This window comes from Gemmatimonas aurantiaca T-27, assembly GCF_000010305.1.
Classification (GTDB): domain Bacteria; phylum Gemmatimonadota; class Gemmatimonadetes; order Gemmatimonadales; family Gemmatimonadaceae; genus Gemmatimonas; species Gemmatimonas aurantiaca.
Genome location: NC_012489.1, coordinates 1,201,919 through 1,227,569, shown reverse-complemented (window position 1 = coordinate 1,227,569; position 25,651 = coordinate 1,201,919). Strand labels below are relative to the sequence as shown.

16 protein-coding genes are annotated in these 25,651 nt (G+C 64.3%); 6 read left to right on the top strand and 10 right to left on the bottom strand.

The genetic code is table 11. From position 1 onward, the window contains the following. Nucleotides 1–19: 19 nt before the first annotated feature. Nucleotides 20–3,433, bottom strand: a complete 3,414-nt coding sequence (locus tag GAU_RS05290) for an amidohydrolase family protein (RefSeq protein WP_169307595.1) — start codon at nucleotides 3,431–3,433, stop codon at nucleotides 20–22. Between the two features lie 236 nt (nucleotides 3,434–3,669). Here GAU_RS05290 and GAU_RS05285 point away from each other — a divergent pair, with 236 nt between their 5' ends. Next, nucleotides 3,670–4,992, top strand: coding sequence for an amidohydrolase family protein (locus tag GAU_RS05285; RefSeq protein ID WP_052574251.1), 1,323 nt, complete (start codon nucleotides 3,670–3,672; stop codon nucleotides 4,990–4,992). A gap of 104 nt (nucleotides 4,993–5,096) precedes the next feature. Here the strand turns inward: GAU_RS05285 and GAU_RS05280 are convergent, their stop codons facing one another. Next, on the bottom strand, nucleotides 5,097–5,762 hold the full coding sequence (locus tag GAU_RS05280; protein WP_041265287.1) for a hypothetical protein: 666 nt from the start codon (nucleotides 5,760–5,762) through the stop codon (nucleotides 5,097–5,099). Nucleotides 5,763–6,133: 371 nt separating this feature from the next. On the opposite strand from GAU_RS05280, the gene GAU_RS05270 reads away from it, so the two are divergent. The 4 genes from GAU_RS05270 (at nucleotide 6,134) to GAU_RS20450 (ending at nucleotide 14,373) form a co-directional block, all read left to right on the top strand. Further along, nucleotides 6,134–7,768, top strand: coding sequence for a peptide ABC transporter substrate-binding protein (locus tag GAU_RS05270; RefSeq protein WP_012682522.1), 1,635 nt, complete (start codon nucleotides 6,134–6,136; stop codon nucleotides 7,766–7,768). 68 nt (nucleotides 7,769–7,836) lie between these two features. Further along, entirely contained in the window at nucleotides 7,837–8,769 is a 933-nt protein-coding gene (locus GAU_RS05265) for an ABC transporter permease (RefSeq protein WP_041265284.1), read from the top strand. Beyond that, a complete protein-coding gene (locus GAU_RS05260; RefSeq protein ID WP_012682520.1) occupies nucleotides 8,766–9,608 on the top strand; it encodes an ABC transporter permease in 843 nt (280 codons plus the stop codon). The genes GAU_RS05265 and GAU_RS05260 overlap by 4 nt, the downstream gene beginning before the upstream one ends. 4 nt (nucleotides 9,609–9,612) lie before the next feature. Next, entirely contained in the window at nucleotides 9,613–14,373 is a 4,761-nt protein-coding gene (locus GAU_RS20450; RefSeq protein WP_052574250.1) for a diguanylate cyclase, read from the top strand. Between the two features lie 39 nt (nucleotides 14,374–14,412). Here the strand turns inward: GAU_RS20450 and GAU_RS05250 are convergent, their stop codons facing one another. Then, nucleotides 14,413–15,069 carry a carbonic anhydrase gene (locus tag GAU_RS05250; RefSeq protein ID WP_012682518.1) on the bottom strand — a complete coding sequence of 219 codons (657 nt, stop codon included), beginning with the start codon at nucleotides 15,067–15,069 and terminating at the stop codon, nucleotides 14,413–14,415. A gap of 128 nt (nucleotides 15,070–15,197) precedes the next feature. Further along, complete coding sequence (locus GAU_RS05245) at nucleotides 15,198–16,358, bottom strand: AAA family ATPase (protein WP_012682517.1); 1,161 nt, start codon at nucleotides 16,356–16,358, stop codon at nucleotides 15,198–15,200. A gap of 130 nt (nucleotides 16,359–16,488) precedes the next feature. Here GAU_RS05245 and GAU_RS05240 point away from each other — a divergent pair, with 130 nt between their 5' ends. Beyond that, nucleotides 16,489–17,187, top strand: a complete 699-nt coding sequence (locus tag GAU_RS05240; RefSeq protein WP_169307594.1) for a response regulator transcription factor — start codon at nucleotides 16,489–16,491, stop codon at nucleotides 17,185–17,187. Nucleotides 17,188–17,204: 17 nt separating this feature from the next. Here GAU_RS05240 and GAU_RS20445 read toward each other — a convergent pair whose 3' ends face one another. The 6 genes from GAU_RS20445 to GAU_RS05210 all read right to left on the bottom strand — a co-directional run bounded on the left by GAU_RS20445 (nucleotide 17,205) and on the right by GAU_RS05210 (nucleotide 25,606). Continuing rightward, the gene (locus tag GAU_RS20445; RefSeq protein ID WP_052574249.1) at nucleotides 17,205–19,451 is read right to left on the bottom strand and encodes a response regulator; all 2,247 of its coding nucleotides are present in this window, start codon (nucleotides 19,449–19,451) and stop codon (nucleotides 17,205–17,207) included. Nucleotides 19,452–19,513: 62 nt separating this feature from the next. Next, on the bottom strand, nucleotides 19,514–22,471 hold the full coding sequence (locus GAU_RS05230; RefSeq protein WP_012682514.1) for a hypothetical protein: 2,958 nt from the start codon (nucleotides 22,469–22,471) through the stop codon (nucleotides 19,514–19,516). Nucleotides 22,472–22,478: 7 nt separating this feature from the next. After that, on the bottom strand, nucleotides 22,479–22,982 hold the full coding sequence (locus tag GAU_RS05225) for a DUF4402 domain-containing protein (protein ID WP_012682513.1): 504 nt from the start codon (nucleotides 22,980–22,982) through the stop codon (nucleotides 22,479–22,481). After that, nucleotides 22,982–23,884, bottom strand: coding sequence for a fimbrial biogenesis chaperone (locus GAU_RS05220; RefSeq protein WP_012682512.1), 903 nt, complete (start codon nucleotides 23,882–23,884; stop codon nucleotides 22,982–22,984). Before GAU_RS05220 ends, GAU_RS05225 begins: the two co-directional genes overlap by 1 nt. Nucleotides 23,885–23,886: 2 nt before the next feature. Beyond that, a complete protein-coding gene (locus tag GAU_RS05215) occupies nucleotides 23,887–24,432 on the bottom strand; it encodes a DUF4402 domain-containing protein (RefSeq protein WP_012682511.1) in 546 nt (181 codons plus the stop codon). A gap of 160 nt (nucleotides 24,433–24,592) precedes the next feature. Next, a complete protein-coding gene (locus tag GAU_RS05210) occupies nucleotides 24,593–25,606 on the bottom strand; it encodes a hypothetical protein (protein WP_169307593.1) in 1,014 nt (337 codons plus the stop codon). Between the last annotated feature and the right edge of the window lie 45 nt (nucleotides 25,607–25,651).

Below are 25,651 nucleotides of genomic sequence, written 5' to 3'. Positions count from 1 at the left end.
GCCTCGGCATTCCCAAAGATCAGTTGCCCGTGCCCGCCTTGGTATTCGGCGTGATGGGGCGGTTTGGCACTTCGGGCCCCGTACGCTTGGTCGGATACTGCTCGGCCAACGTATTACCGTCGTACAAGCGGCCGTTCTTCATGACGTAGCGGATGCTGTTGGTATTGCGGATATCCGTCGTTGGGTCGCGGTCGAGTACCAACAGGTCGGCCAGCTTGCCCACTTCCAGCGAGCCAAGGTCATTCTGCAGACCGATGGCGGTGGCGCCGATGATGGTGGACACGCGCAAGGCTTCGAGCGTGGTGAGACCACCCGTGGCCATGGCCCACAACTCCCAGTGATATCCGAGGCCCTGGAGCTGACCGTGGCTACCCACGCCGATGCGTCCACCGGCGCGCAACACCCCGGCCGCGTCGGTGGCTAGCTGCGGGAAGATGTACTCATCATCGCGGAACCAACCGCCCGCTGTACCACCATTGGGCATGCTGGCCATACGGCGACGTGTCTTGAGTGCGAGCTCTTCGTAGGCCGTGAAGCGCTGCAGCTTTGGATTGGCCCACGGGTCTTCCTTCGTGTAGAAGTAGTTCTCGGCCCACGGTCCGCCATAGTTCACCAGCAGTGTGGGCGTGTATGTACGCTTCGACCAGGCCAGGAAGTTGACGATGTCGGCACCCAGCGGCACGATGCCGATGGAATGTTCGAGACCCGGATATCCGTCGAGCGTTTCCGTGAGATTCAACTTCACGTCGAGCGAACCTTCGGTGGTCGGCATGAGCTGCTGCTCACGCGCCGCCGTGATGATCCACTGTCGCACCTGACGCACACCCGACACGTACATCTTGATCGTCTTCGTGTCGTAGTAGCTGCTGTAGCGCTTGAGCAGGCTGCGGGCATGCTCCTGGTCGCGAATATTGTCGGTGCTGAAGATGCCGGGGCCGGTGGAGTAGACGCGCGGGCCAATGATCTGCCCTGTTTCCACCAGATCCTGATACGTGAGCACGTCGGTGGTCGCCGTCTGCGGATCGCGCGTGGTGGTCACCCCGAACGCCAGATTGGCCAGATATGCCCACGGCTGCGATTCGTGAATGGAGCCACGTTCGGCGCGCAGGTGGGCATGCGTGTCCACGAAACCGGGAATGATCGTGGCGCCGGCCAGATCCATCTCGGTGGCGCCGGACGGCACCGTCACCGTGCCTGCAGCACCGATGGCCGTGATGCGATTGTTCTTCACCACCACATCACCGCGGGCAATGACTTCATCGCCCTTCATCGTCACCAGCTTGGCGTTGCGCAGCACCACGGTGGCCGACGGAATATCACGCGTGCCCTGCATGACGATGCGCTGCTCGAGCGGCACGTACGGACGTGGCCGTGAGGCCTCGGGCACACTGTCGCGACGAGCGATGGCAATGGCGGCGTCGCGTGCTGCGGCCGAGTCGACATCGAACGACACGAACGCATTGCCGATGGACCAGTGCAGCCGCTTGCCATCGCTCGACCAGGCCGGGAACTGCCCGCCAATATCGGTGAGCTTGCGCGCCGGGAAACTCGCCGTGTTGGGATCGGCGATGTTGACCGTGGCCTGCGTACCACGCGGTGGGATGGTGACGGTGTAGAAGTCCTGGTTGATCTGCGCGAGGGCGACATCGCCGTTGGGCGAGATCATCACGAGTTGCGCTGGCGGCCCGGGGGAGTTGGGTTCCTCCGGTGTGCGCTGCAGCTCGAGCTCGGCCACCGTCATGTCGGTGTGCGCATGATCATCATCGGCCGCACCGTCACCGCCGCCACCGACCACACGGAGGTGGCGCTGCTCGTCGGTACCATCCCAGCGAATGGAGACGAGACCGTTGTTGGACGACAGATAGATGCGGGTGGTGTCGCGTGAGAAGTGAGGCTTGCTGCGTCCAGCCGCGCGGGCGATGAGTGTGCCGGCGTCACCGTTGGTGCTGGTGGAGTTGGCGGCGAACCACATGAGCTGCGTCGTGCCCGTCACGCCGGTCTGATCGCGACGGCCCTGGGCCCCAGACTGCAACACCAGAATGCGTGCGCCATTGGGCGACCACACCGGCTGCCGGAACGTGCCAGTACTCGCGCTCACGGGCAGCACACGTGTGGCGCGCCCAGCGACCATGGCGCTCTTGTACAAGCGGCCACCATTGTTGGCCCATGTCACCCAGGCGAGCGAACGGCCATCGGGTGACCAGGCCGGTTCCGCTTCGATGTCATTCAGCGTGGAGACGCGGCGCGGTGTGCCGGACGGCCAGTCCATCACGTACAACTTGTCCAGTGAGATGAACGCCAACTGCTTGCCGTCGGGCGACATCACACCGTCGCGGATCTGGCGTACGGTGAACTGGGCGCTGTCGGAGATGGGATAGGTGAACGAGACCTCCGGACCAACGGCCACGTCGGCCTTCACATGGAACGGGATCTCCACCTGACCACTGCCGTCCACCGCCACGCGCCACAGTTTTTTGCCGTAGCTCGCCACGATCTCCTTGGAGTCGGGCGTGAAGCTCATGCCGGGCAATGCGTCGAGCGGGGCACGCGTCTCCATCTCGTCGCGCTGCGTCGGATAGGCCAGCCAGCGCTCGTCACCCGAAGCCAGGTCGCGGATGCGCAGTCCGGTTTTGTTTTCATAGCGCGAGCCGTACACCATCCACTTGCCGTCGGGGCTCACGGTGGGGCGTACCGCCGATCCGTATCGCGTGGACTGGATTTCCCGTTCGCCAGTCTCGCGGTCGTATGTCCACACCTGGTACTGCGGGAACTGTGCGTTGTAGTGCCAGGCGCCTGTGCGCTGCGTGTACCACAGATAGCGTCCATCAGGGCTGAACGATGCGCCGGCCTGCTGCACGGCGGTGCCAGGCGCCGCGTTGGCGGGCGCCGTGTACAGCGACACGCCACTGCCCCCGCGCACATGGTACATCCACAAGGTGGGCAAGGCGCCGCGGAAACTGCCTTTGCTGGCCACGATGTACTGCCCGTCCGGCGAATACTCGGGAGACAGATACACGTTGGTGCGGCCGCGCGTGATCTCCTTGATCTCGTTGGTCGCGAGATCGATGGTGTGCACGTTGTCGGCGCCCTGTCGGTCCGAGATGAACACCACCGACTTGCCGTCGGGACTGAAGCGCGGCTGCGCGTCGAACGCGAGACCGTTGGTGATGCGCGTGGCTTCGCCGCCGGCAAACGGCATCGTATACAGATCGCCGAGCATATCGAACACGATCTGCTTGCCATCGGGACTGATGTCCACGGACAACCACGTGCCTTCTCTGGTATCCAGCGCATAGCTGCGCGTGGCTTCGAGTGGCAATGGCCGCGGCGGTGTGCCGCGCGCTCCACCAGCAGCGGCCTGCGCCACCAGTGACGAAGCAGGGAGTAACGACACCGCCAGCGCGAGGGCGGACAACGGGAGCGATCGCAACACGAGGCATCCTCCGGGGTTCAGTCGGCCGACCGCAAGCCGGTCCGACGAGACACGCAACTCGTCAAATAGGGGCGTGGCGGGAGGCGAGTGCAAGCGGGACGGAGGAGGCGGTACCGGATGGGCGGGCGCATTGCTGGCTGGCCCTTCGTGGCAGCCCTAGCTTCCCGAGGCCCCATCCCGGCATCGTCCAGCACACGTTTGTCCCTCCTAATTCGTCGACAGGCACCGACCACACCATGCGCCCGACTGCTCTCACGACGCTTCTGCTCACCGCTTCGCTCTCGGGAGCTCCTCTGACGGCGCCAGGTTTGTTGGCGCAAGGTGGCGGCACGCCCAACAGTACGCAGCGCGGCGCCGTACGACGAGCACCGATCACGGTCATCGACGATGTGCAGGTGGTCGATGTGGAGAAGCAGATGGTCACGCCGAACCGACGCGTGGTCCTCCGTGGCGATTCCGTGCTTTCGGTAGGGGCGATGAGCGAGCGCCTGCCCGATACGGTGGATGTGCGTGTGGAGGGGCGAGGCGGCTATCTGATCCCGGGGCTGGTCGATCATCACGTGCACCTCACCCCGGGCATGTCCCGCGCCCTCACCCAGACGGCCCGCGGTGGCGTGACCATGGTGAATGCCATGGCCGGCGACAATCGGACCGCCGGTGAGTATGCCCGTGCCGTGCTGGCGCGTGAACTGCCGGGGCCCGAGATCGCCTACGCGTCGGTCATGGCCGGGCCGGACTTTTTTGTCGACCCGCGATTTCGTGGCGCCAGTGTGGGCTTTGCCTTTGGCACCGCCCCCTGGGCGCAGGCGGTGACATCATCCACCGATGTCGTGCGCGCCGTCAGCGCCGCCCGTGGATCGGGCGCCGAAGTGTTGAAGCTCTATGCGATGATCGACAGTACGTTGGCCGCGCGACTCATCGCGGAAGCACATCGTCAGGGCATGCGGGTAGTGGCACATGGAACAGTGTTCCCCGCGAGGCCATCACAACTCGTGGCAGGCGGCGTCGATATCCTGACACATGTGCCGTATCTGTCGTGGCAGGGCGCGACCACGGCGAAGCCGGAAGACGCATTCAATCGCGCCAATGGTCCATACGAACAGGTGCCAGCCGACGCGCCAGCCATCGAGTCGCTGCTGCAGGCCATGCGCACACGCGGGACGTTTCTGGAGCCCACGCTGGAGGTCTTTGTCGGACGGCCCACCACCGCCCCCGTCATGCGCGCCTGGAGCCTCGCCGTGACGCGCCGTGCACACACGATCGGCATTCCCATTCTCGCCGGCACCGATGGCATGATCGGCAATGATGCCGATGCACTGCCCAACATTCACAAAGAACTGGCGCGGCTGGTGGAGGCGGGATTGTCACCGGCAGCGGCGCTCGCGAGCGCGACCATCGTGCCGGCGCGGGCCATGGGACGTGGCAAAACCCATGGTACCGTGGCGGCCGGGCGTGTGGCCGATCTGGTGTTGCTCGACGCCAATCCACTCATCGATATCAGTGCCACCACACGCATCCGCCAGGTGTTCCTCAAAGGACAAGCGGTACGCACTCCCTGATGCCATAGACACGAAGGGGCGGTGCGCCACGATGTGCGCACCGCCCCCACGAGTCAGCGACGGGCGATCCTCACCCGACAATCACATTGTACCCCGGCGTCGTATCAAAACTCATCGAACTGCTCCGAAGAGCGACCCGTTGAGACCATGTAGCCGGAGAAGTGATTGATGTTGAACCGCACCGTGCCACCCACGATCGAGGCGTTGATGACCTCGGTGAGGTTGGCCTGGCCGGTCGTGGTGTTGACCTGATTCGTGTTGGCAAAATACCCACCGGAGAGCGTGGGCTTGATCGGCAACAACGTGTACAGCGTGAGCCCGAGCGACTGACGGAACTGGAGCGGCTTCACGAACTGCGTGCCATGCGGCTCGAAGTCGTAGGCCACGGCGCGACCGGGGAGCGCCTTGACGGTGATCGTCATCTGGCTTGTTGGCAAAGCACCAGCCGGAATGATCACTTCGAGTCCCGTTTCGGGGACCAGCAGCACACCACCGGTCGCATTGTTGACCGTCACCGATCGCGTGATCGGTGCATTGAGTGGTGTGAGGCGCAGAAGTGCCGTGACATTGGACAGCAGTCCATTCACGAGTCCGAGCGTGGAACCGAGCAACCCATTTGCCGCCTGGACATCAGGGGCAACCGGGGCCGAAGGCGCGTCTTGCGAGCACGCACCAACGGACAAGCTGAGGCCGAGTACCGCCGCGGTCCGTCGCGCACGACGGAAGAGGCTGACCTTGGGCGAGGTGGTGGTTCCGATAAGCATGTCCATCCTTGGAGTGAGAGGGTGGTGACGCGACTTCGCGTCAGGTTGGCGGGTGTAGCCCACCTGCCGGTGAGATTCGTCACCCTCTGGCCTCGACTTGAGGAGTTCGTCACCGCAATGGCACGCTTCGTCAGAATTAATCGCTATCACTTTTCCGGCATGACGGCAGACCGATTGCGACATGCATAAGAGCACTCGTCACCACCTCAAGTCGCTGCTGTCTGGTGTCGAAATTTTGAATGACGATGAATCCATGCGGAATGCGGTCGGAATGCGCCGCTCCGGCTTTGCGCGCACTCTTGACCAATACCCACGCCACCATGCTCCGAGTGAAACACCCCGCACATCGTGTGGCAGCCGTGGTTCGTGCCGCCTCCGTGATCCGTCGAACGTTCATGACAGGCATCGCCGGCGGTGTGATACTGGTGGCCGGCTGCTCAGATGCGGAGACGGCCACCAAGGGTCCGTCCGGTGTGCTCACCATCGCCACACCGGCCGACGCCGATGCGCTCATTCCGCCCATTGTGGCGTCGCTGCAGGGCAAGCAGGCGGTCGATCTGTTGTTCGATATGCTGGCCCGTCCGACCGGTGCCATCGAAACGGTGGGCGATGCCGGCTTTGCTCCTCAACTGGCGTCGCGCTGGAGCTGGGCGGCCGATTCGCTGTCCATCGCCTTCACCATCGACTCCGCGGCACGGTGGCATGACGGCCAGCCCGTAGGGGCGAGCGATGTCGTCTTCTCCTATGCGCTGTATACCGACAGCAGTGTAGCCTCTCCGCATGCCGGCGCATTCGCGGGCATCGACTCCGTGACCGCACGCGATGCCTCCACCGCCGTTGTCTGGTGGAGCCGTCGTCATCCGGAACAGTTCTTTCAGGTGGCGTACAATCTCGCCATCATGCCGGCACACCTGTTGTCGTCGGTGCCTCGTGGTGCGCTGGCCCAATCGGAGTTTGCGCGCCATCCGATCGGATCCGGGCGCTATCGCTTCGGCGCATGGACCCGCAGTCAGATGCTGGTCTTCGAAGCGGACACGAACAACTATCGCGGTGCGCCCGGCATCGCCCGCGTGATCTGGAATGTGACGCCCGATGCCACGGCTGCGAGTCTGCGAGTGCTCTCCGGTGAAGCCGATCTGCTGGAGGCCATTCGTCTCGATGCCTACGCGCAAGCCGCTGCCACCAAGGGGCTGGCCCTCGTGCCCTATCACACGCTCGACTACGCGTATCTCGCGTTCAATTTCAGCGCACGCTCCGCCGCGACACAGCAACTGTTTGCCGACCACGCCTTCCGGGTTGCGCTCTCGGCCAGTCTCGACCGCCAGGCTTTGGTGCAGAACGTACTCGGCGAGCTCGGTCTGGTCGCACTCGGACCATTTACCCGCGCGGTGCCTGCGGCTGACACCGCCGTGGCGCAGATCGCCTATGACACCACCGCCGCCGATCGCACGCTGGACTCGCTGGGTTGGAGCCGTGGTGCCAACGGACTCCGGAGCCGTAGCGGTACACCGCTGCGTTTCGAGGTGATTGTCCCGGCATCGAGCGCCACCCGTCAGCGCATGGCCACTCTCATGCAGGCGCAGTTCCGCGCGCGCGGAGTCGACATGCGTATCGCCGCCATCGAGCCAGCGCAGTTCTTCGCACGAGTCGGCAGTGGGGACTTCGACGCGGCGCTCAACATGTGGCACGCCGATCCCAGTCCGATGGCCGTACGGGATGTGTGGGGCTCCCCACGCGGCAATGATGTGGGTGGAAATTTCGGTCGGTATCGCAATACCACGGTGGACGCGGCCTTCGATACCGCCGCCACGACGTTTGATCCGACCCGACGCCGAACACTCTTTCATCGCGCCTTCGCGGAACTCGTGCGTGATGTACCCGCCATCTGGCTGTACGAGCCACGCAACATGGCCCTGATGCGTGAACGCGTGCGTCCCACGCCCCTGCGCGCCGATGCCTGGTGGGCCGGCATTCCCGACTGGACGGTCGATGCGGGAGCGCCTGCGCGGTGAGATGGATTGCGCGGCGGCTCGCACGATGCCTGCTCGTTGTCGCGATAGCGACGACGGCGGGCTTTGTCATGTTGCGCCTGCTTCCCGGTGATCCGCTCTCGCAGTCCATCGAGCAGCGTGGACGCACGCCGGAAGCGCGCGCCGCGTTGCGGGCGCGCTATGCACTCGATGCCTCCCTCATGGAGCAGGGCGCCGTGTACCTGTCACGCGTCGTGCGTGGCGATCTGGGCACGTCACTCATTGACGGACGTCCCATTGCCCCCGACGTCGCGCGCGCCGCGGCGCTGAGCCTGCAACTGGCAGTGCCTGCGCTGCTGGGTGCCGCAGCCCTCGGGCTGCTGTTGGGAAGCGCTCGGGGATGGTTCGCCGATCATCGCGGAATTCGCGCCGTCTTTCATGCGGTCACCGCGCTCACGGTATTGCCCGAGTTCATGGTGGCGCTGGGACTGCTGTTGGTTTTTGCCGTGAAAGTACGGTGGTTCCCCGTGGGTGGTGTGTCGGATCCGATCGTGGCCTACACCGGTGATGCGGGGTCGCGTGTGCTCGATCGCCTGCATCACCTCATACTGCCCGCTGGCTCGCTCGCACTGGCGTGGTCGGCCGTGGTGGCCAGACAACAAGCGATTGCCACGCAGTCGGCCCGTCAGTCGCTTGCCACACGCGCGGCACTCTCACGTGGGGTCGCGCCTCTGTCCCTGTGGATGCGATATGGCGCGCGCGTGGCATTGCCATCCAGTGTGACGACCATTGGCATGATGTTTCCGGCACTCGTCAGCGGTACGATCGTGGCCGAAACAATCTTCAGTTGGCCAGGACTCGGGCGGCTGATCGTACTCGGTATCGGCACACGAGACTATCCGTTGGTGGTTGGCGCTTTGCTCGTCACATCGACGCTGCTGGCATTGGCCAGTGTGGCTACGGAACTCATGCTCGCATGGGCCGATCCTCGTACTGGTTTGCCGGCACGCTCTGATACACGTACCGCGGTGCTCACGTCATGAAGACGCTGACGCGCACCGAAACGGTGCGGCTGCCGGAGGGGCACTCCTGGCTGATCCTGTCGTTGACGGCCCTCTCACTGCTGGTCATTGGTGCGCCATGGATTGCCCCACACGACCCGGCTTCACCGCTCGATCTGGTGCATCAGACGCTCCGCATGCCCGGTGTCGATCACTGGCTGGGCACCGACAGCGCCTCACGTGACCTGCTCAGCCGGGTGCTGCATGGTGGACGTACGTCGTTGACCATTGCCATGCTCGGTACAGCGACGGCCCTGGCTGGTGGTGTGGTGTGCGCAGCCCTCGTGCAATACGGCGGACACTGGCTGGCGAGCGGCATGCTGGCGATCGTCGACGCCATGCGTGGAATCCCACGTTTGTTGATGCTGTTGGCTATCGGTGCGGCTGCGGGTGGTGCACTGACACCTGCGCCGCTCGCGGTGGCCATGGGTTGTCTCGCGGTGCCGCTGGTCTGTCGCGTGATTCACGCCGAAATGCAGCAACTCTCCGTGCGTCCGTGGAGCGACGCGGCGCATGCCCTCGGCGTCTCACCTGTCCGCACGTTCACACATCACATGCTGCCACACCTGCTGCCCATGTTGCTCGGCCTCGCCGTCATCCTGCTTGGAGAACTGCTGGCGGCCGAGGCGGCGTTGGGGGTCGTGGGGCTTGGTGTGCCCGAACCGACCGTGAGCTGGGGGCGCATGATCCAGGATGCCTTGCCGGACATTGCCCGGGCCTGGTGGCCACTCGTCGTGCCATGTGCAGCGCTGCTGGGCACCATGCTGCTGACCGCAACGCTTGCCGAACGATTGAATTCCTCGCTGGTGATCCATGACTGACCGTATGTCGCATCCTCCCCTGCAGCTCGGCACCTTCCACGAACTGGTGGCCTTGGCGCAGCGAGAGGAAAAGGCCGGGCATCGGCTCGCCGCGCGCAATGCGTATGAATCCGCGCTGCGGCAATTCACCCGCCCGGAAGACGCCCGGGAAACCAGTGATGTATTGCGCTGGATCGCCCGCACATACATTGCCGACGGCGACGGTGCGGCGGCGCTCGAATGCCTCGACGCGGCGCTCACCGTGGCCGAAGCCTGGCACGACCACGCCGCGGCCGGCCATGCCTTCAATGTGCAGGCCGTGGTGCACTGGCAGACCGGTGACCTCGACGAAGCGGAACGCTTGTATCTGCTGGCGCGTCAGCGTGCCTTGCACGCCGGTGATGCCAAGCTGGCCGCCATGACGGCGCAGAATCTGGGCGTGCTGGCCAATATCCGCGGTGATTTTGCGCTCGCCGAACGGCAGTATCGTGTGAGTCTCGACGACTATCGGTCACTCGGACTCATGACCGACGTGTGTGTGGCCCTCAACAATCTCGGGCTGCTCTACATCGCGCAGAAGCGTTGGGAAGACGCCGAAGATGCGCTGCTGGAAGGCGTGCGCGTATGCGAGCCGCTCAACGATGTGAACGTCCGTCTGCAGTTGGACATCAATCTGGCCGAACTATGGGTGGCGCAGGGTGAGTATGCCCGCGCACACGGCGCCGTGACGGCTGCGCAGGCCGCTGCCGTGCAGTTGGGCGACGGTTCCGCCATCGCGAAGTCCACCAAGCTGCTCGGCGTCATCGCCAGTAACACCGGCAAGTACGACGAGGCTGAGCAACACCTCCTGCAGGCCGAAGAAGTGGCCACCGCCCGCGGCGAGAAGCTCCTGCTGGCCGAAATTGCCCGGGACCGGGCCGCGCTGGCGCGCCGTACGGGACGTAACCGCGATGTACTGCAGCAACTCAATCGCGCCCACCGTTTGTTCTCGCATCTCCGGGCACAGTCGGAGCTGCGCGATATCGGCTCACGTGTGGAACAGCTCGAACAGGAGTTTGTGCACGTAGCGCGGCGTTGGGGTGAGTCGATTGAAGCCAAGGATCGGTACACCCAAGGGCATTGCCAGCGCGTCGCAGAACTGGCGTGCGCGATCGCGGAAGTCAGTGGCATGGACCAGACCTCGTTGTTCTGGTTCCGTATCGGCGCACTCCTGCATGACGTGGGCAAGCTGGTCATTCCGGAAGAAGTGCTCAACAAACCCGGCAAGCTGGACGACACCGAGTGGGCGCTCATGAAGAGCCACACCACGGCCGGCGCCGAGATGCTGAACGAGATCGAATTCCCGTGGGATGTGCGTCCCATGGTGGAATCGCATCATGAGCGATGGGACGGCCTGGGGTATCCCCATGGTCTGGCGGGCAACGATATCCCGTTGGTGGCACGCATCCTCACCATCGCCGATGTGTACGATGCGCTGACGTCGGTACGCAGCTACAAACGCGCACTGACGCACGACGAAACCATGGCCATCCTGCGAAAGGATGTGGGCACGTTCTTCGATCCGATGGTGTTTGCCTGGTTCGAACAGATCGAGGGGGAATGGGCGCGCCGTTCGCACACCGTGGAATCTCCGCTGGACAATCGCCAGGAGGAGCAAGTCGCCACGGTGGACAGTTCGGCGCCCGCGCTCGACGAACTGACGGGCGTGGCGCTGCGGCGCGCGTTTCGCCAGACGGCGTCGCGCACGCTGGAAGCGCGTCACACCACCGGCCGACCGGTGGCACTGCTCATCCTCGATGTGGACCAACTCGGCGTCGTGAACGAACAGTTCGGGACGGGTGCTGGAGATCTGGTGCTGCAGCATGTGGCCCAGGCCATCCGTGCGACCGTCCGACCCGCAGACTTTGTAGGCCGTTACGCGGGCGATGAGTTTGTGGTGCTGTTGTCCGGCGTGCGATTCGAGGAAGCCACACGGGTAGCCGAGCGTATTCGCGCGACCGTGGCTGCCACGTCGATCGCCTTGCCGCCCGCGCTCACGAACGTCGAGCAGGCGGTGCCCATTGTCGTATCAGTGTCGCTGGGCGTGGCGTGTGCGCCCCAGCATGGAACCACGCTGGACGCCCTGTTCGGCGCTGCGGACAATGCCCTGTACCAGGCGAAGCATGCCGGCCGCAATCAGGTCGTGCCGGCCTCTCGTCTGCAGGGTGGGCGTCAACAACTCGTGCTGCAAACCGTTGTGGGACGCGAGTCCGAGCGCACACGGCTACGCGAGCACTTTGCCAACGCATCACGCGGACAACCCTCCGTGGTGCTGGTGACTGGTGAAGCAGGCGTCGGCAAGTCGACGCTGCTCAAGCAGCTCGGGCCGGATCTCGGTGTACGGGGTGGAGCGTTCCTTATCGGGCACTGTCTCGAGACGGACATGGCCACGCCCTATGGGCCATGGTGCGACATTCTGCTCGCCATGCACCGCAGCGGCCTGTTGCCGCAGCGGGAATGGCCGTATCTCGCCCATCTGGTTCCCGAACTCGGCACCCCTGCGCCAGCAACGGAAGGACGGGCGTTTGCCCGCGCCCTGCACGAAGAACTCGAGGAGTGCCTGCGATTGGCCGCGACACAGCGGCCGCTGGTACTCATGTTCGACGACCTGCAGTGGGCCGATCCTCGCAGTTGGGACGCACTCGAGTACCTCGTCACGCGGCTCAATGACCATCGCCTGCTGCTCGGCCTCACGCTGCGCCCCGAAAGTGCGTTGCCGGAGGCGGAGCGTCGCGTACGACGACTGACCCGCTCGGAGCGCTGTACCACGCTGCGCCTGCGTCGCCTGTCGGAAGCGGATCTCACGCATTGGCTGCGGGACGCCCTCGGTGGGCAAACACCGCCGCCGGCCTTGCTGACCGCCATCTTCACACGCAGCGAAGGCAATGCCCTCTTCGCCGTGCAGTTGCTGCGCGCCATGACCGACGACGGGCAGTTGCAATGGACCAGCGATGGCTGGACCTACCGCGATGACAGCTCGTCGGCGCTGCCGGCCGCGATCGGCGACCTGCTCGCCCAGCGCGTGGAGTCCCTGTCGCGCCCGCACCGCGAAATTCTCGCGTTGGCTGCGATCCTGGGTCGTGAATTCGACCCCAGTGTGCTGGTGGCGGCATGTGATGCCGCAGAGTCCACGGTGCATGAAGCGCTCGACGAGGGCCTGTCGAGCTCCGTGCTGATCACCACCGAACACCTGCAGCACACGCTCGCGTTTGCCCATGGCTTGCTGACCGAGTTGCTGCTGGCGGAAGTGAATCCATTGCGACGCCAGCAGCTACACGCGCGTGTGGCCCAGGCGGTGGCGACACGAGAGGCCGCAGACTCCGGCACGCTGGCCCGGCACTACGACCGCGCCGGCATGTCATCCCAGGCGTTCAGCGCGGCCATCGAAGCCAGTGAGCAGGCACATCGGGTGTTCGCGTACGAAATGGCCATCGAGTGGTGTCGTGTGGCCCAGCGTCACGCACACACCGCGGCCGACAAGGCCGATGTGGAATTTCGCCTGGCCACCGTCGCCGAAGCCGCCGCGCAGTTGGCGCAGGCGGAAGTGCACTGCGACCGGGCCTTGAGTGAGTACGCCGATGCGACCGCGGCAGCGGGTCGCACGCTGACCATCGGCCGTATGCGGGAACGCCTGCGGCTGCAGCGCGGCGTGGACTATCGCGCGGTGCTGGAGGCCTGCACGGCATTGCATGCCACGGCACTGGCCGTCGGGAATCACGCTGAAGAGGTGGCCCTGCGCATCATGATGTCTTCGGTGCTGCAGCAATCAGGCACGATCGTCGAAGCGGATCGCATGGCGCGAGAGGCCGTGGCGGCAGCCGAGCGTCTGGAACAACCGGCTGTGCTGGCCGGCGCGCTGCTGCGTCTGGGCTCCGTGTTGCTCGCGGAGAGTCCGGAGTCGGCCATCCCACACTACCGGCGCTCTCTCGATCTGTCGTTGTCCGTGGGTGATCGTCATGGACAGTTGCGTTGCCATATCAACATCGGCACCGCCTGTGATCGCGCGGGCAATCACCCGGCAGCCGAAGTATCGTTCCTGACGGCCTGTGAGCTCGCCCGTGAATTGCGCGCCACGGACCTGGGAGGTGTGGCAGCACTCAACCTCGGAGTGTTGCTCATGAAAACGGGCCGAGGAGAGCCGGCGCGTCAACGATTCAGCGATGCCCTGCGAGACTTCGAATCGATCAAGCACGATCGATATCGACTGGCGGCCCTGTACAATCTGGCCCACCTGTCCCGTCTCGAAAACGACGCAGCGGCGGCACTCGAGCTGTACGACACCTGTGCACTGCTGGCCGCCAACATCGGTCACCAGGACGTGGAAATCGGTGCACTCGCCGGCGCAGGACTGGCAGAACTCGACCTCAACTCGGTGCCGGCCGCCGAGCAACTCGCCGAACGCGTGGAGGCGATGCTCAGCACCCGCTTTGCGTGGTTCCAGGGCCGTGAACTGGTGGAGGCGCTGCAACTGCGGCTCGAGGCGCGTCGCGTGTCGGTTTCGAGCACGCGGGCTCGCCTGTTGGCCACCCTGTCACGCGTGGAGATGCAGGATCCGTATGCCGCACTTTGGCTGGCAGCCGAGTGTGCGCATGTCTTCCGTGTGAACACCGCCGATGTGGCGGCGGCGCGTGCCCGCTTGCTGGTACAGGCACGCGCCCATGGTTACACGCCACTGGTGCAACGACTGCAGGGAGATCGTCTGCCGCGTGTCAGCGGTTCCATGCGCGTGATCGCACAGGCGTCCTGAGCGATCACGTACACGCGGGCAGAACAGATCAATTCGTGATCAACGGGAACCAACTTCGCCTTCGAGATTGTAGAGACGCTGTACGCTCTTGAGGCTGGCCTCGAAATCGATATTGAGGTCGATCAACTTGCCCTTGTGCAGGTCGAACACCCAACCGTGCACAATGGGACCGCCATGGTGCAGATAGGCCCGCTGCACGGCGGCAGTCTTGATGACGTTCATACACTGCTCGATCACGTTGAATTCGATCAACCGCTCGTAGCGCTGGTTCTCGTCGGTGATCGCCTCGAGTTCCGTCTCGTGCATGCGATACACGTCGCGGATGTTGCGCAACCAGGGATTGAGCAGACCCAGATCGCGTGGCTGCATGGCGGCTTTCACGCCGCCGCAGTTGTAGTGACCGCAGACGATGATGTGTTTCACGTTGAGGTGCGACACCGCGTACTCGATCACCGATCCGACGTTCAGATCGGTGTGCACCACCACGTTGGCAATGTTGCGGTGCACGAAGACGTCACCGGGCTCCACCCCCATGATCTCATTGGCCGGCACACGGCTGTCGGAACACCCGATGTACAGGTAGTCCGGGCGTTGTTCTGAGGCGAGCCGTTCGAAATACGTGGGATCTTTCGCGGTGAGCGACGCGGCCCAACGGGCGCTGTTCTCGAAGAGCTGCTCGTACGGAATGGAAGGCATCGGAGCACAATAGGGGGTCGGGACCCGTGGGCGGCGAGTACGGTGATCCCGCGAAGCTGGCAGGTCACACGTGCGTCCGCCAGCAACCCCACATGAGTGTCGGAGTTCCACCCCGACCCAAAGACGGGTCAGCGACTGGGCCAACTCCAGGCCGGCTCCCCCTCGTCATCGCCCTCAACCCCGGTCTCACCAAAAGACTTGGCCAGGGTGATCCGCCGGCAATCACCCTGCTCCTCGAGCGCCTGAATCAGCGAGGGGGCATGCGAGACGACGATCAACTGGCTGCGCGTGGCCGCCCGGGCGATCAATCGGGCGAGGGCAGGCAGGAGGTCCCCGTGCAGGCTGGTCTCCGGTTCGTTCAGCACCATCAGCGCAGGAGGACGCGGTGACAACAGCGCCGCCGCCAACAGCAGAAAGCGCAACGTGCCATCGGAGAGCTCGGCCATGCCCAGTGGGCGAAGCAACCCATGCTGATGCATGGTCAACTCGAAATAGCCGGACCGTGTGGATACTTCGAGAGAAGCCCCTGGGAACGCATCATCGACGGCCGCGTTGAGCGCCTCCTGATCTCCGAGCTCCCGGATCGTTTCGATGGCGGCGGCGAGGTCACGGCCATCCGACGCGAGTACCGGTGTGCGGGTACCGATCTGCGCCCGCCGCGCCGGCGCCTCCGCGCCACAATCGAAATGATCGTAGAAACGCCAGTCGCGCATGGCATCGCGCAACACGATGAGTTCCGAGCTTTCGCGCGGGTCGCCGGCATGTGTCATCATGCTGTCCCACGACGCCAGCGAGGTGAGCGCCTGCCCCCACTCATTTTCGCGATTCCGCACCCGCACGCTGGGGCCCGTCCGTTCGGCAATCACATTGTGCCGACCGGGCCGGAGACCGAACCACATCGCCTCGGCCTTGATCTCCGGATCCCGAGCGAACAATGACAAGCTCGGCTTTGGCAGGCCAATATCGATGGCGTACCCATAGTCCTCCCCAGCGAACCCCAGCTTGAGCGACACGGGGTGCGTTCGCCGCGTGCCTTGGACCGGAAAGTCTCCACGCTTCACGGCCGCCCCGATCGATTCGGGGCCTGCCCAGAGCGTGGACGTCAGACCGCCTTCGGCAGCGAGGGAACTGATCAGGCGTCCGTGCGCGATCTGTGTCATCAATCGCAGCGCGCGATAGACACTCGACTTGCCGGTGCCGTTGGCGCCGGTCACCACGGTGAGTGGACTCAGCGCGAGGCGCACATCGCGCAGAGAGCGGTACCCGCTGATGGCGATCGTCTCGATCATAACGGGAAATATGGCGATCTCGTCAGTCTACTGGATACATGGAACGGCGATACTTGCGAGAGCAAAGACCAGCCCGTTGCTTGGAAGGGGGAGTCAGGTTTTCAATGCCGCGCTCTCGCAATCCAATCGTATGTCCATTCGCCGAGGCCTGTCGATGGAGCTAATGGAGGCGCTGGTGGTTGACGACGATCCCGCAGTGGTCGCGTGGATCGCGCGATTGCTCCGGGAAGACGGCTGGCATGTGCACGTGGCAGCATCCGTGCGCGAAGCACTGCTGATGATCCATCGCACGCCGATCCAGGTGGCCATCGTCGATTTTGAGTTGCCGGATGGATTGGGCACCGAGGCGGTACAGTCATTGCGGAAGACCGTACCCGACGCCGCCATTCTCATGCTCTCCGGCTACAGCGACGACGATGCGGTCGTGAATGGGCTGATGGCAGGTGCGGACGACTTCATGCACAAACCCGTGTCCGCATCCGTGCTGCGCGCCCGGATCGCGGCCGTGTTGCGACGTCATACCATGCCGGATCGGCTGACGGTTGGTGACCTGCGGCTCGACCGACAGTCCCGCAAACTGGCTGGCACCAACGGCGAAGTGCAGTTGACAGCGAAGGAGTTCCAATTGCTCGCCACACTCATGGGCCGCCCGGGTGAAGTGGTGGCTCGTGCCACCCTGCTGGCCGACGTGTGGGGGTATGACTTCGATCCGGGTACCAGTGTGCTCGACGTGGCCCTTTCACGTATCCGGCAAAAGGTGTCGTCGGTATCCGCGCAGTCCACCATCGTGAGCGTGCGCAACGTCGGTGTACAGATCACCTCGCACTGAGGCCATCGCGGGCGCCCCTACAACGCGGACAGGACGTCTTCCACCAATTGGGCGGGAGTAAATGGCTTGGCGAGGACATGGGCCTCGGATGGCAGCACCGTCATGTTCACCGTGGCGTCCGTGGCGTACCCGGTGAGAAACAGAACGGGCAGCTTCCGTGCCGCCACCAGATCATGCCGGGCGAGATCCACCCCGCCGAGTCCGGGCATGACGAGATCGGTGACAAGCAGGTCGATCTCCGGACCCTTCCGCCGCAACACCTCCAGTGCATCAACGCCATTTCTGGCGACATGCACCGTGTAGCCAGCTTCGCTCAGCACGTACTCCGTTAGCTGACGCACGTCGCGATCATCTTCGACCACCAACACCGTACCACTCTGCCGCTGCAGTTGATGCACCGCCATCGTGGGGACGGCGACGGACAGCGCCTCCGTCGTTCGTGGCAAGAAGAGCTCGAACGTCGTACCCCAGTCGGGAGCGCTCTCCAGGCCGATGAATCCACTCGATTCACGCACCACATTGAGCACGGTAGCCAATCCAAGGCCGGTACCTTGCCCAACCGGTTTGGTCGTGAAGAACGGCTCGAAGATGCGCCGCTGCACCTCCGGCGTCATGCCCGTCCCGGTGTCGCGCACCCGCAAGAGCGTGTAAGAACCATTCATCGCCTCGGCGGGGATATCTCCGCGTTCATGCGCCGCCGCGAGGTCTTCGGGGGTCGCGTTGCCCACTTCCACCGTGAGCGAACCACCCGCACCCATCGCATCACGGGCATTGATGGTCAGATTGAGGATCACCTGCTCAATCCGCCCGAGGTCGACCAACACATGACCGGTGTCCGGTGCAATGCGCACGGCAACGGTGATGTGTGAGCCGATCAATCGCCGGATCATCAGCTCGAGGTCGCGCACAATGTCACCCAGGCTATGCACCCTGGGATGCAACACCTGCTGACGACTGAACGACAGCAGTTGTCGAGTGAGCACGGACGCACGATCCGCAGCTCTTCGCACTTGGTGGAGATCCGCCTGCAGACGCCCGCTCTCGCCAGCTTCTGCGGCCGCCATATCCGTGAAACCAATGACGGCCGTGAGGATGTTGTTGAAATCGTGCGCCACACCACCCGCCAGGCGTCCGATGGATTCGAGGCGTTGCGCCTGCCGCATCTGCTGCTCGATGGCTCGAATCGATGTGACATCCACCAGGGTGACACAGACGGCGCCTTCCAGATCGGCCCCCTGGTCCACCCGGTAGCCGGTGGCCGTCCACACGCGCGGCGTGCGCACACCGGAGACGTCCTCGATCACCGCAGGATCGGTCAGCTCGATGCGCTGGGTCTGGTGAGTCGCACGTGCCTGATCGACGATCTGCCGCAACGGGGTGATGAACGACGGATCCAGTCGACCGAAGAGGCCATCACTCGCAGGGTTCGCCGATTCGAGCCGGTGCCACGCCGTGTTCACCAGCACCAACGCATCGTCCAATCCCACAATGGCGAAGGGATTCGGTGAAATGTCCATCAAGACCGTGAGCCGCTCTGCCGTCCGGTCGCGCAACGCCTTGGCTTCCCGTGCATCGCGGGTTTCGCGCACCATGGTGCGCACGAAACGATTGAGTGCATACCAGATCACCACCAGGGAAACGAGAATCGTTGCCAACAGAGCCAATCGCCAGCGGCGCTCGACGGTCGTCCGCGCTTCGTAGAGGCGATGTTCTTCGCTCTGAAATTCCTGCAGGGCCTGCTGCAGAAGCAGCTTGGCCTCCAAAGCCGCGACCGCACTGCCTTCGCGGGCAATAGTCCGCACACCATCATTCCACCGATGAACCGACGCCGTCAGCAACGCGGCGCGACGGAATTGCGCAGGATTGTCCTTGGTCAGCACCAACAGGGAATCCATCACGGTCAGGAGCTCGGTGCTCAGCGGCAAAGCCGCAGCAGCCAGTTCCGTAGCCGCGAGTTCCGCAGTGGCGAGTTCCGCAGTGGCGAGTTCCGCCGAGGGACGCTCCACGGCCGTACGCTCCACGATCCTCTCCGAACCCCGGAGCGCAATGGTCTCGTGCGCAAACAGCTCCGCCTGCAGTGAACGCACGAGGCGCATCACTTCGCGGGTGTGATGCACCCAGCCAGTGGCCCGTTCGAGTGCCAGACCGCCAAAGATGGTGATCGTTGCCACGATCCCCAGCGAGAGCAATGCAACCCGGTGGAGGTGACGCAATCGCAACTCCACCAATTCTTCCACACCCATCAGGGCAAGCAACCGCTTCATTCTGCACCTCACGCACTGGACGACACGGGGCTGACAACCCCAATACCTTCCCTATCGATACTCTATGGCGCGGAACGGGCCGGCGCGAGAGTAACCGACGCAAGAGGCAGTTGTGTCGTGACGACGTGACACGTCGATGGCGCCGCGAGCCCCGCCGGTGGGGCGGGAATCACCAAGGTGTCCCCCCCGGACGGACGACCTGACGAGGCGAGGCCACCACTCGGCGCATCCCGGCGCAGTACACGGTAGGGCCCCGCGGGCAAGCCAAGCAGGTAGAACCCTCCGTCATTCATCACATCCACTTCGAAGCGCTCGTTCCGTTCGAGATGCGTGAGGATCAAACGAGACGGCAACACCGGAGGCGACGCGGCGCCCGGTGCGGTGGACGCGTCGGCAATGAGCCGCCCATCGAGGATGGCTCCATACCGCAGTCCGAGATCGATCTCACCGATGCCGGCCGATGGCACCTGTACCACCCACTGCTGCGAGATCGGTCGCCAGCACGGCAACGGCAACGAGGTGGAGTCGACACTCACAATCACCGGCTCACTCGCCGGCAAGCCGATGATCTCCGCCCGGCCTTCGACATCCGTGCTGGCGCGGCGATTGCCCGCCACCACACCCACCTGCCGCAACACGGGCTCCGACGAGTCGTAGCGTCCGTTGTTGTCGAGATCGAGATAGACGCGTATGCGCAACCCGCCACCGCGCACCGCACGGTCGGCGGTGGCTCGCACACTCTGTTCACGAGCATTGAGCAGAACCGATCCCGTCGCCATCTGCGTCACCGTCGAGACCCGTTCGATCCAGGGCCGGCCGTCGATATTGCCCACGGCCGTATTGTGCGAAGCCGATGTCGTCAGACGTGTCTGCGGTAGTCGCGGCGAGATCATCAACATCCATCGACCCGTCCGCTGCGCCTGGGAAAACGTCCGTCCGATCTCGATTTCGGCGCGTGGCAACGAACCATTGAGCCGCAGATCGAGCCGCATGGTGCGGCCCTGGCTGGTCGTGCCGCTCTGCCGTTCATCCAGCGCCAACGAACCCCGAATCCACCACGGCGCTCCACGCATCGACATCCATCGTGGAGCAGCGCTCACATCGATGCCCGTCGATTGTACCGTCATGGTATTCACATTCGACGAACCCATCGTCACCAGCGAACCCGTTGGCGCGCTGATGGACGAGGCGCGGAGCAACATCGACGCGGTCGTCGTCGAGGGTGACTGCGTCTCCGCGTCCCAGGCCATCGAGATTGGCGGCATGCGCACCGAGGTGCCGAGCCGCATCCGGTTCAGGCGGCCGAAGACCTCGGTACGGAACGCACCGACCTGCCCCACCAGCCCGATATGCCCAAGATCCATCTGATCGGACAGTCCCGCCGCGCGATTCCACATGCCCATCAACGACAGGCGCTTGATTGCGGGCACGCCGACCTGCCACTGCGCCGAATGCAGTGAACGTCCGAGCGACCGGCTGCCACTCACGGTGAGGAGATGCCAGGGAGTCGGATTCCAGGTGGCCTGCCATTGTGACAAGGTCTCGCCAGGACGCGGTGCGCCGAAGAGTGCCTCGAGAACAATCGCCGAACCCACCAAGGCATTCGCGCCCACATAAGGTTGCCATTGTCCGTCGGTCCACGTGGCGCCGGCCCGACCTGTGAAGCGTGGATGCAGCCCCACCCGCCAGTCCGTGGCCGCGCGCCAGCGACACGGCGCACTGTCGGCGACAAACAACGTGATCGCGGCTGTGCATCGACCCACCGATGCGAGATAGCGCACATCACCACGAGGCAATTGAGCGGCCGGCGAATGCACCATACGGGAATACCGCCGCTCGAGACCATCGGCGCCCCAGCCGATGACATCGTAGCGAACCGCATCACCTGTCACGGGAATGGTCATCGCCATGCTGGTATCGGCGAGGCGCTGCATGTTGATCAACTGATCGTTCACGAGGCCGACATAGTTCCATTCCGGTCGCGCCGCCGTCGCGATGGAGACCATGCGTGGCCGATAGTTCTCACGGATGGGCCGTCCAAACATCACCCCATCCAGGCGCACCGGTTGTGGACTCGCATCGTCCACGACGCCCACATGCACAATCGGGCGGGTGCTGCCGGGACGTGGACGGAATGTCCACGTGGTGTTGTCCAGTTTCGTGCCCGTGAAATCTCGCCGCAGATCGGTGCCAAGATCACCACCGGCCAGATGTGTCGAGGCGCGCATCAGCGCCCCGAATTGCCATGCGCCCGGCAACGCGTCGCCGGACACGGACCGGCTGCGTGAAATACCGTGCTGGGCCGACAACAGGTAGTCGAGTTGCACCACACCGAGTGTGCCGCCCACAGCGCGTGGCAACAGCATGGGCGGTGTGGCGTCCACGGTGATCGGCAACGTGGACAACACGAACACACTGTCGGCGATGCGCCGTCGTTCTGCCTCGGCCTGCCGGCGCGCCGTTTCGGCGGCCGATCGATCGGGCGCGGCAGCGATGCGGCTCTCACGCAGCAACCGGGCACGACGCACCACGGGCAGGTGCGCGGCCTCGCGAATCACCACCACGGCCGACGCGAGATCCACTTCCAGGATGACATCGAGCGCCGCAGCGAGGGTCGCCGCCGGCACGAAACAACTCGGCTCTCGCCGATTGGCGACGGACCGGCAGAGTGTCGTGTGAGACTCCCCGGCATGTGGCTTCACGCGCACGGCCGCGCCCGGTGGCGTGCGACGCCATCCGGCATGCGCGAGAATGTCGCGCGCGTCCAGCAGAATGATGCCATCGAGTTGCTGATGGGCCAGGACCGTCGCGCGATAGACGTTGTCGATGTTGAGCTCGAGGGCGATCTCGAAGTACCGCCCACGTGCGATCGCATCGGCAGACACCACAGCCGGCGCGCCGAGCAGCGCATCGACAGACTGTGCGCCCACCGAATGGGATGCCATGGCCAGCGCGAGGCTCATGCCACCGAGCACCAACGTCACCTGCCGCGTGATGCCCGTCCTATGCACGGTCCGCACGTCGGTCTCAGAGGATCGCGGCGATGGTGAGCACCACCGTCCCCGTATAGTTGCCCGCGGGCTGATTGAGTGGCGGCGACGTCGATGCGCCTACCCAGACATACACATCGGACGACACCAAGAGCAGCAAACCCAATAGCCCCACATTCGGATTGAACGGCAGAGCTCCGGCAGGATTGGCACTGTTGACCCGATACAACGCGCAGGTGCTGCAAAACGACACCGGCATCGTGCCACCCCCGCCGACGCGGGTGAGTGTCGTGGGCAATGTGAACGACATGCCCAGGCTGAGCCCCACGTTCGCACGAATGCGGAACGACATCGCCGAAGGAGAGCTCGAGGCGATGGTCGTGGTGGTGCCACTGATGATCGTGCCGAAACTCAGCCCCGTCAGGGCAGTCACGGTCGTCTGCGCAGACGCAACGCGCGTGGCCCCGAGCAGCAGCAGCACGCTGGTGATCAGGGTCAGCCCGCGAGGAACTCCACAGCGCCAGCGCCGCAACCCGAGCATCAGGGCACCACAACGATGGTGCGTTGCTTCACCACTTTCGCCGGCAGCAACATGTTGTCTGGCACATCCGGGCGTTCCGCGCGTGCGGAAAGCTCCAGCTCATACGTGCCCTTGGGTACCAACGCGAGCCCCAACGAGATGAGTGGCTCGAGATCGTAGTACACCCCAAGCGGCATGTCCTTCTTGCCATACACGCGTCCCACACTGTCGCGCAGCACGGCGGACACCGATCCGACAAACGCGGCATTGCCGCCACGTGACAGACGCACGCGGGTCTCGATCTGGCCGTTGGCCAGGCGCGCTTCCGGCTTCGCCATATCGAGCGCCGTGGATACGCCTGCAGGGCGATAGAAGACCGCCAGGACCGAGCGCACTTCGAGGTCGAGCGCCACCTGCGCCTCGGACGGTGCATCCGCGGCCGCCAACGACAAGGGACGCCCCTGACGACTCGTGACGATCAGGCGTGCCCAGTATTCACGGGCTTCGAGTTTGCGCTGTGGAGCGGCCACCAGACGCACGACCTGGCGTCCACCAGCCGGCAGCACCAGACGCGCCGGGTACGCATGCACAAAATCCACCGCCGACGGCAAACTGTCGGCAGGTGCGTCATCCAGCTTGATATGCATATTGCCGGCGCTGTCTGTCGCCGGCAGTCCGAACGTGAACGTCAGTGAGACTTCCGCCGGCGCCGTCCCGGTATTCACCAGCGTGATCGCGGTGGACGGCCGATTGGCATCGATGATGATCGCCGTGGGAGCGATCAGTACTGACTGCGCGGACAGCGGTGTGGCCGCCAAGGCGACCACACCCGCTGCAATCCGCACCCATCGCATTGTTTCATGGATCCACTCCTGTGCGTGCCACACATTGGTGTGACCGCGATCATTCAATGCCCTGATCATTGTCAGAAGTACACAACGGTGAGTGTCAGTGTACCGGTGTAGGCACCGGCGGCCTGCGAGGCACCGGGATGTGCGGTGGCACCGACAAACACATACAGGTTACCCGAGCCACTGAGCACAGCCTGGGTCGCCGACGCGCTGGGCGTGAAATCCGTGCCCGCACTCGCGCTGTTCGACGTGTTGCGACGTGCCGTCCACGTGTCGACACTGAGCGAATTGCCACCGCTCGTAATGGTGTTCGGAATGCTGAACGTCATGCTGACGTTGCCACTGGCGGCACCCGAGATGGCAAACGCCGCCGCAGCGGCATCCGTCACCGCCACCGTCTTGGCGTTGCCCGGAAAGAGCGCGCCAAACCCCAGGCCATTGGTGGCACTGACCGACAACGGCTGCGACACCGACGCCGTGACATTGGCACTGGCCGCCGTCTGCGCCTCCAGACGGGGCGCATCGAACATCAACAGCAACAAGGCCACCGCAATGATCAATTCTGCAGACAGCCGGAACACACGAAGCCCCGACTGCGGGTACGAAGGGTACAGCGACATATGGACCTCCACGGACAAACCAATGGACCACAAAAAGAGTAGGTATCGCCTCGCGATACCGGTGCTGACATCGGCGCCAGCCTACTGCTCACTCACTTCAGTGTCGGGATTGATTCGCCAGGCTTGATAGCCGAAGGTCGGGTTTTGCCTTACAAGTGCCTTACAACGGCCGGTGCATTTCCACGGAAAGTGACCGCAGCACCCGCAGGGCCGCCCCATCGACCCAGACGGCACGCCCAGGCGCCGGATCGGCGAGCCCCGTGATGGGCGCGTCTCCGAGCACCCGCAGAGCGGCCCCAAAGAGCGCGCGGACCAGAGTGGCCCCTGCACAGCGGTGCGGGCCGTCACCGAACACCAATTCGGCATGGCCTTCGACCATCAGCATGACACGATCGCCCGGCACGATGACGGTATCCGCAATGGTGGCGGGCTGCAGGGCCGTGCGGAACAGAGCACGCACGGGCGACGCCGCCGCCAGCAACGCGTCGTTGATGGCCCGGGCCATCCCTGTCTCCGACCCGGCGAATGGGCAGGTGTTCGTCGTATCAGGCGCCACCAGTCGCCGTGCTCCAGCCCCGATCAGTGCCGGCAAGGATTGGGTGAGTGCGACCCAAGCCTGAATGTCGAGCCCATCACCGGGACGCTGCGCGGAGCGATACGGCGCCAATCGATCCGACAACGCCTGCGTCGCTCCGGCGGCATCAGACACGGAGGACACCGCATCCTCCGCCGGCATCACGAGTGCCGCGCTTTCGAAGACCTGCCGGGTCAGCGGTTCCGCCTCGTTCACCACCGCGATCGGCAGATCCAACAACACTGCCGTCACATGATGGCACCATGGGCGGATGATCGTCGCCATGAGATCCACGGTTGTCGGCACGTTCGGAGGCGTGCGATCGGTCTGAATGGAAATCAGATGTCGGAGCTGCCGGACAAACCCTTCCATCGACCGCGCATCCGGCCGAAGCAGCGCAGCACTCTCAGGCGATATCCACCACCGCTGCGGTTGTTCGGCGAGCGCCGGCTGGTTGGACGCATCAGCGTTCGAAGCCTCACCACGCACGGGCGCACCGAGTTGACCGAACCGACCATCTCGCAACACTGCGCGGATGTCCTCAGGTCGGTGCACGATCCAGGCCTGCTGCGACGCACTGAAGTGCGGAGCCAGCCCCACGGACTGCGGCCGCTCAGCCCCGTCGCTCGGCGGAATCAGTGTGCG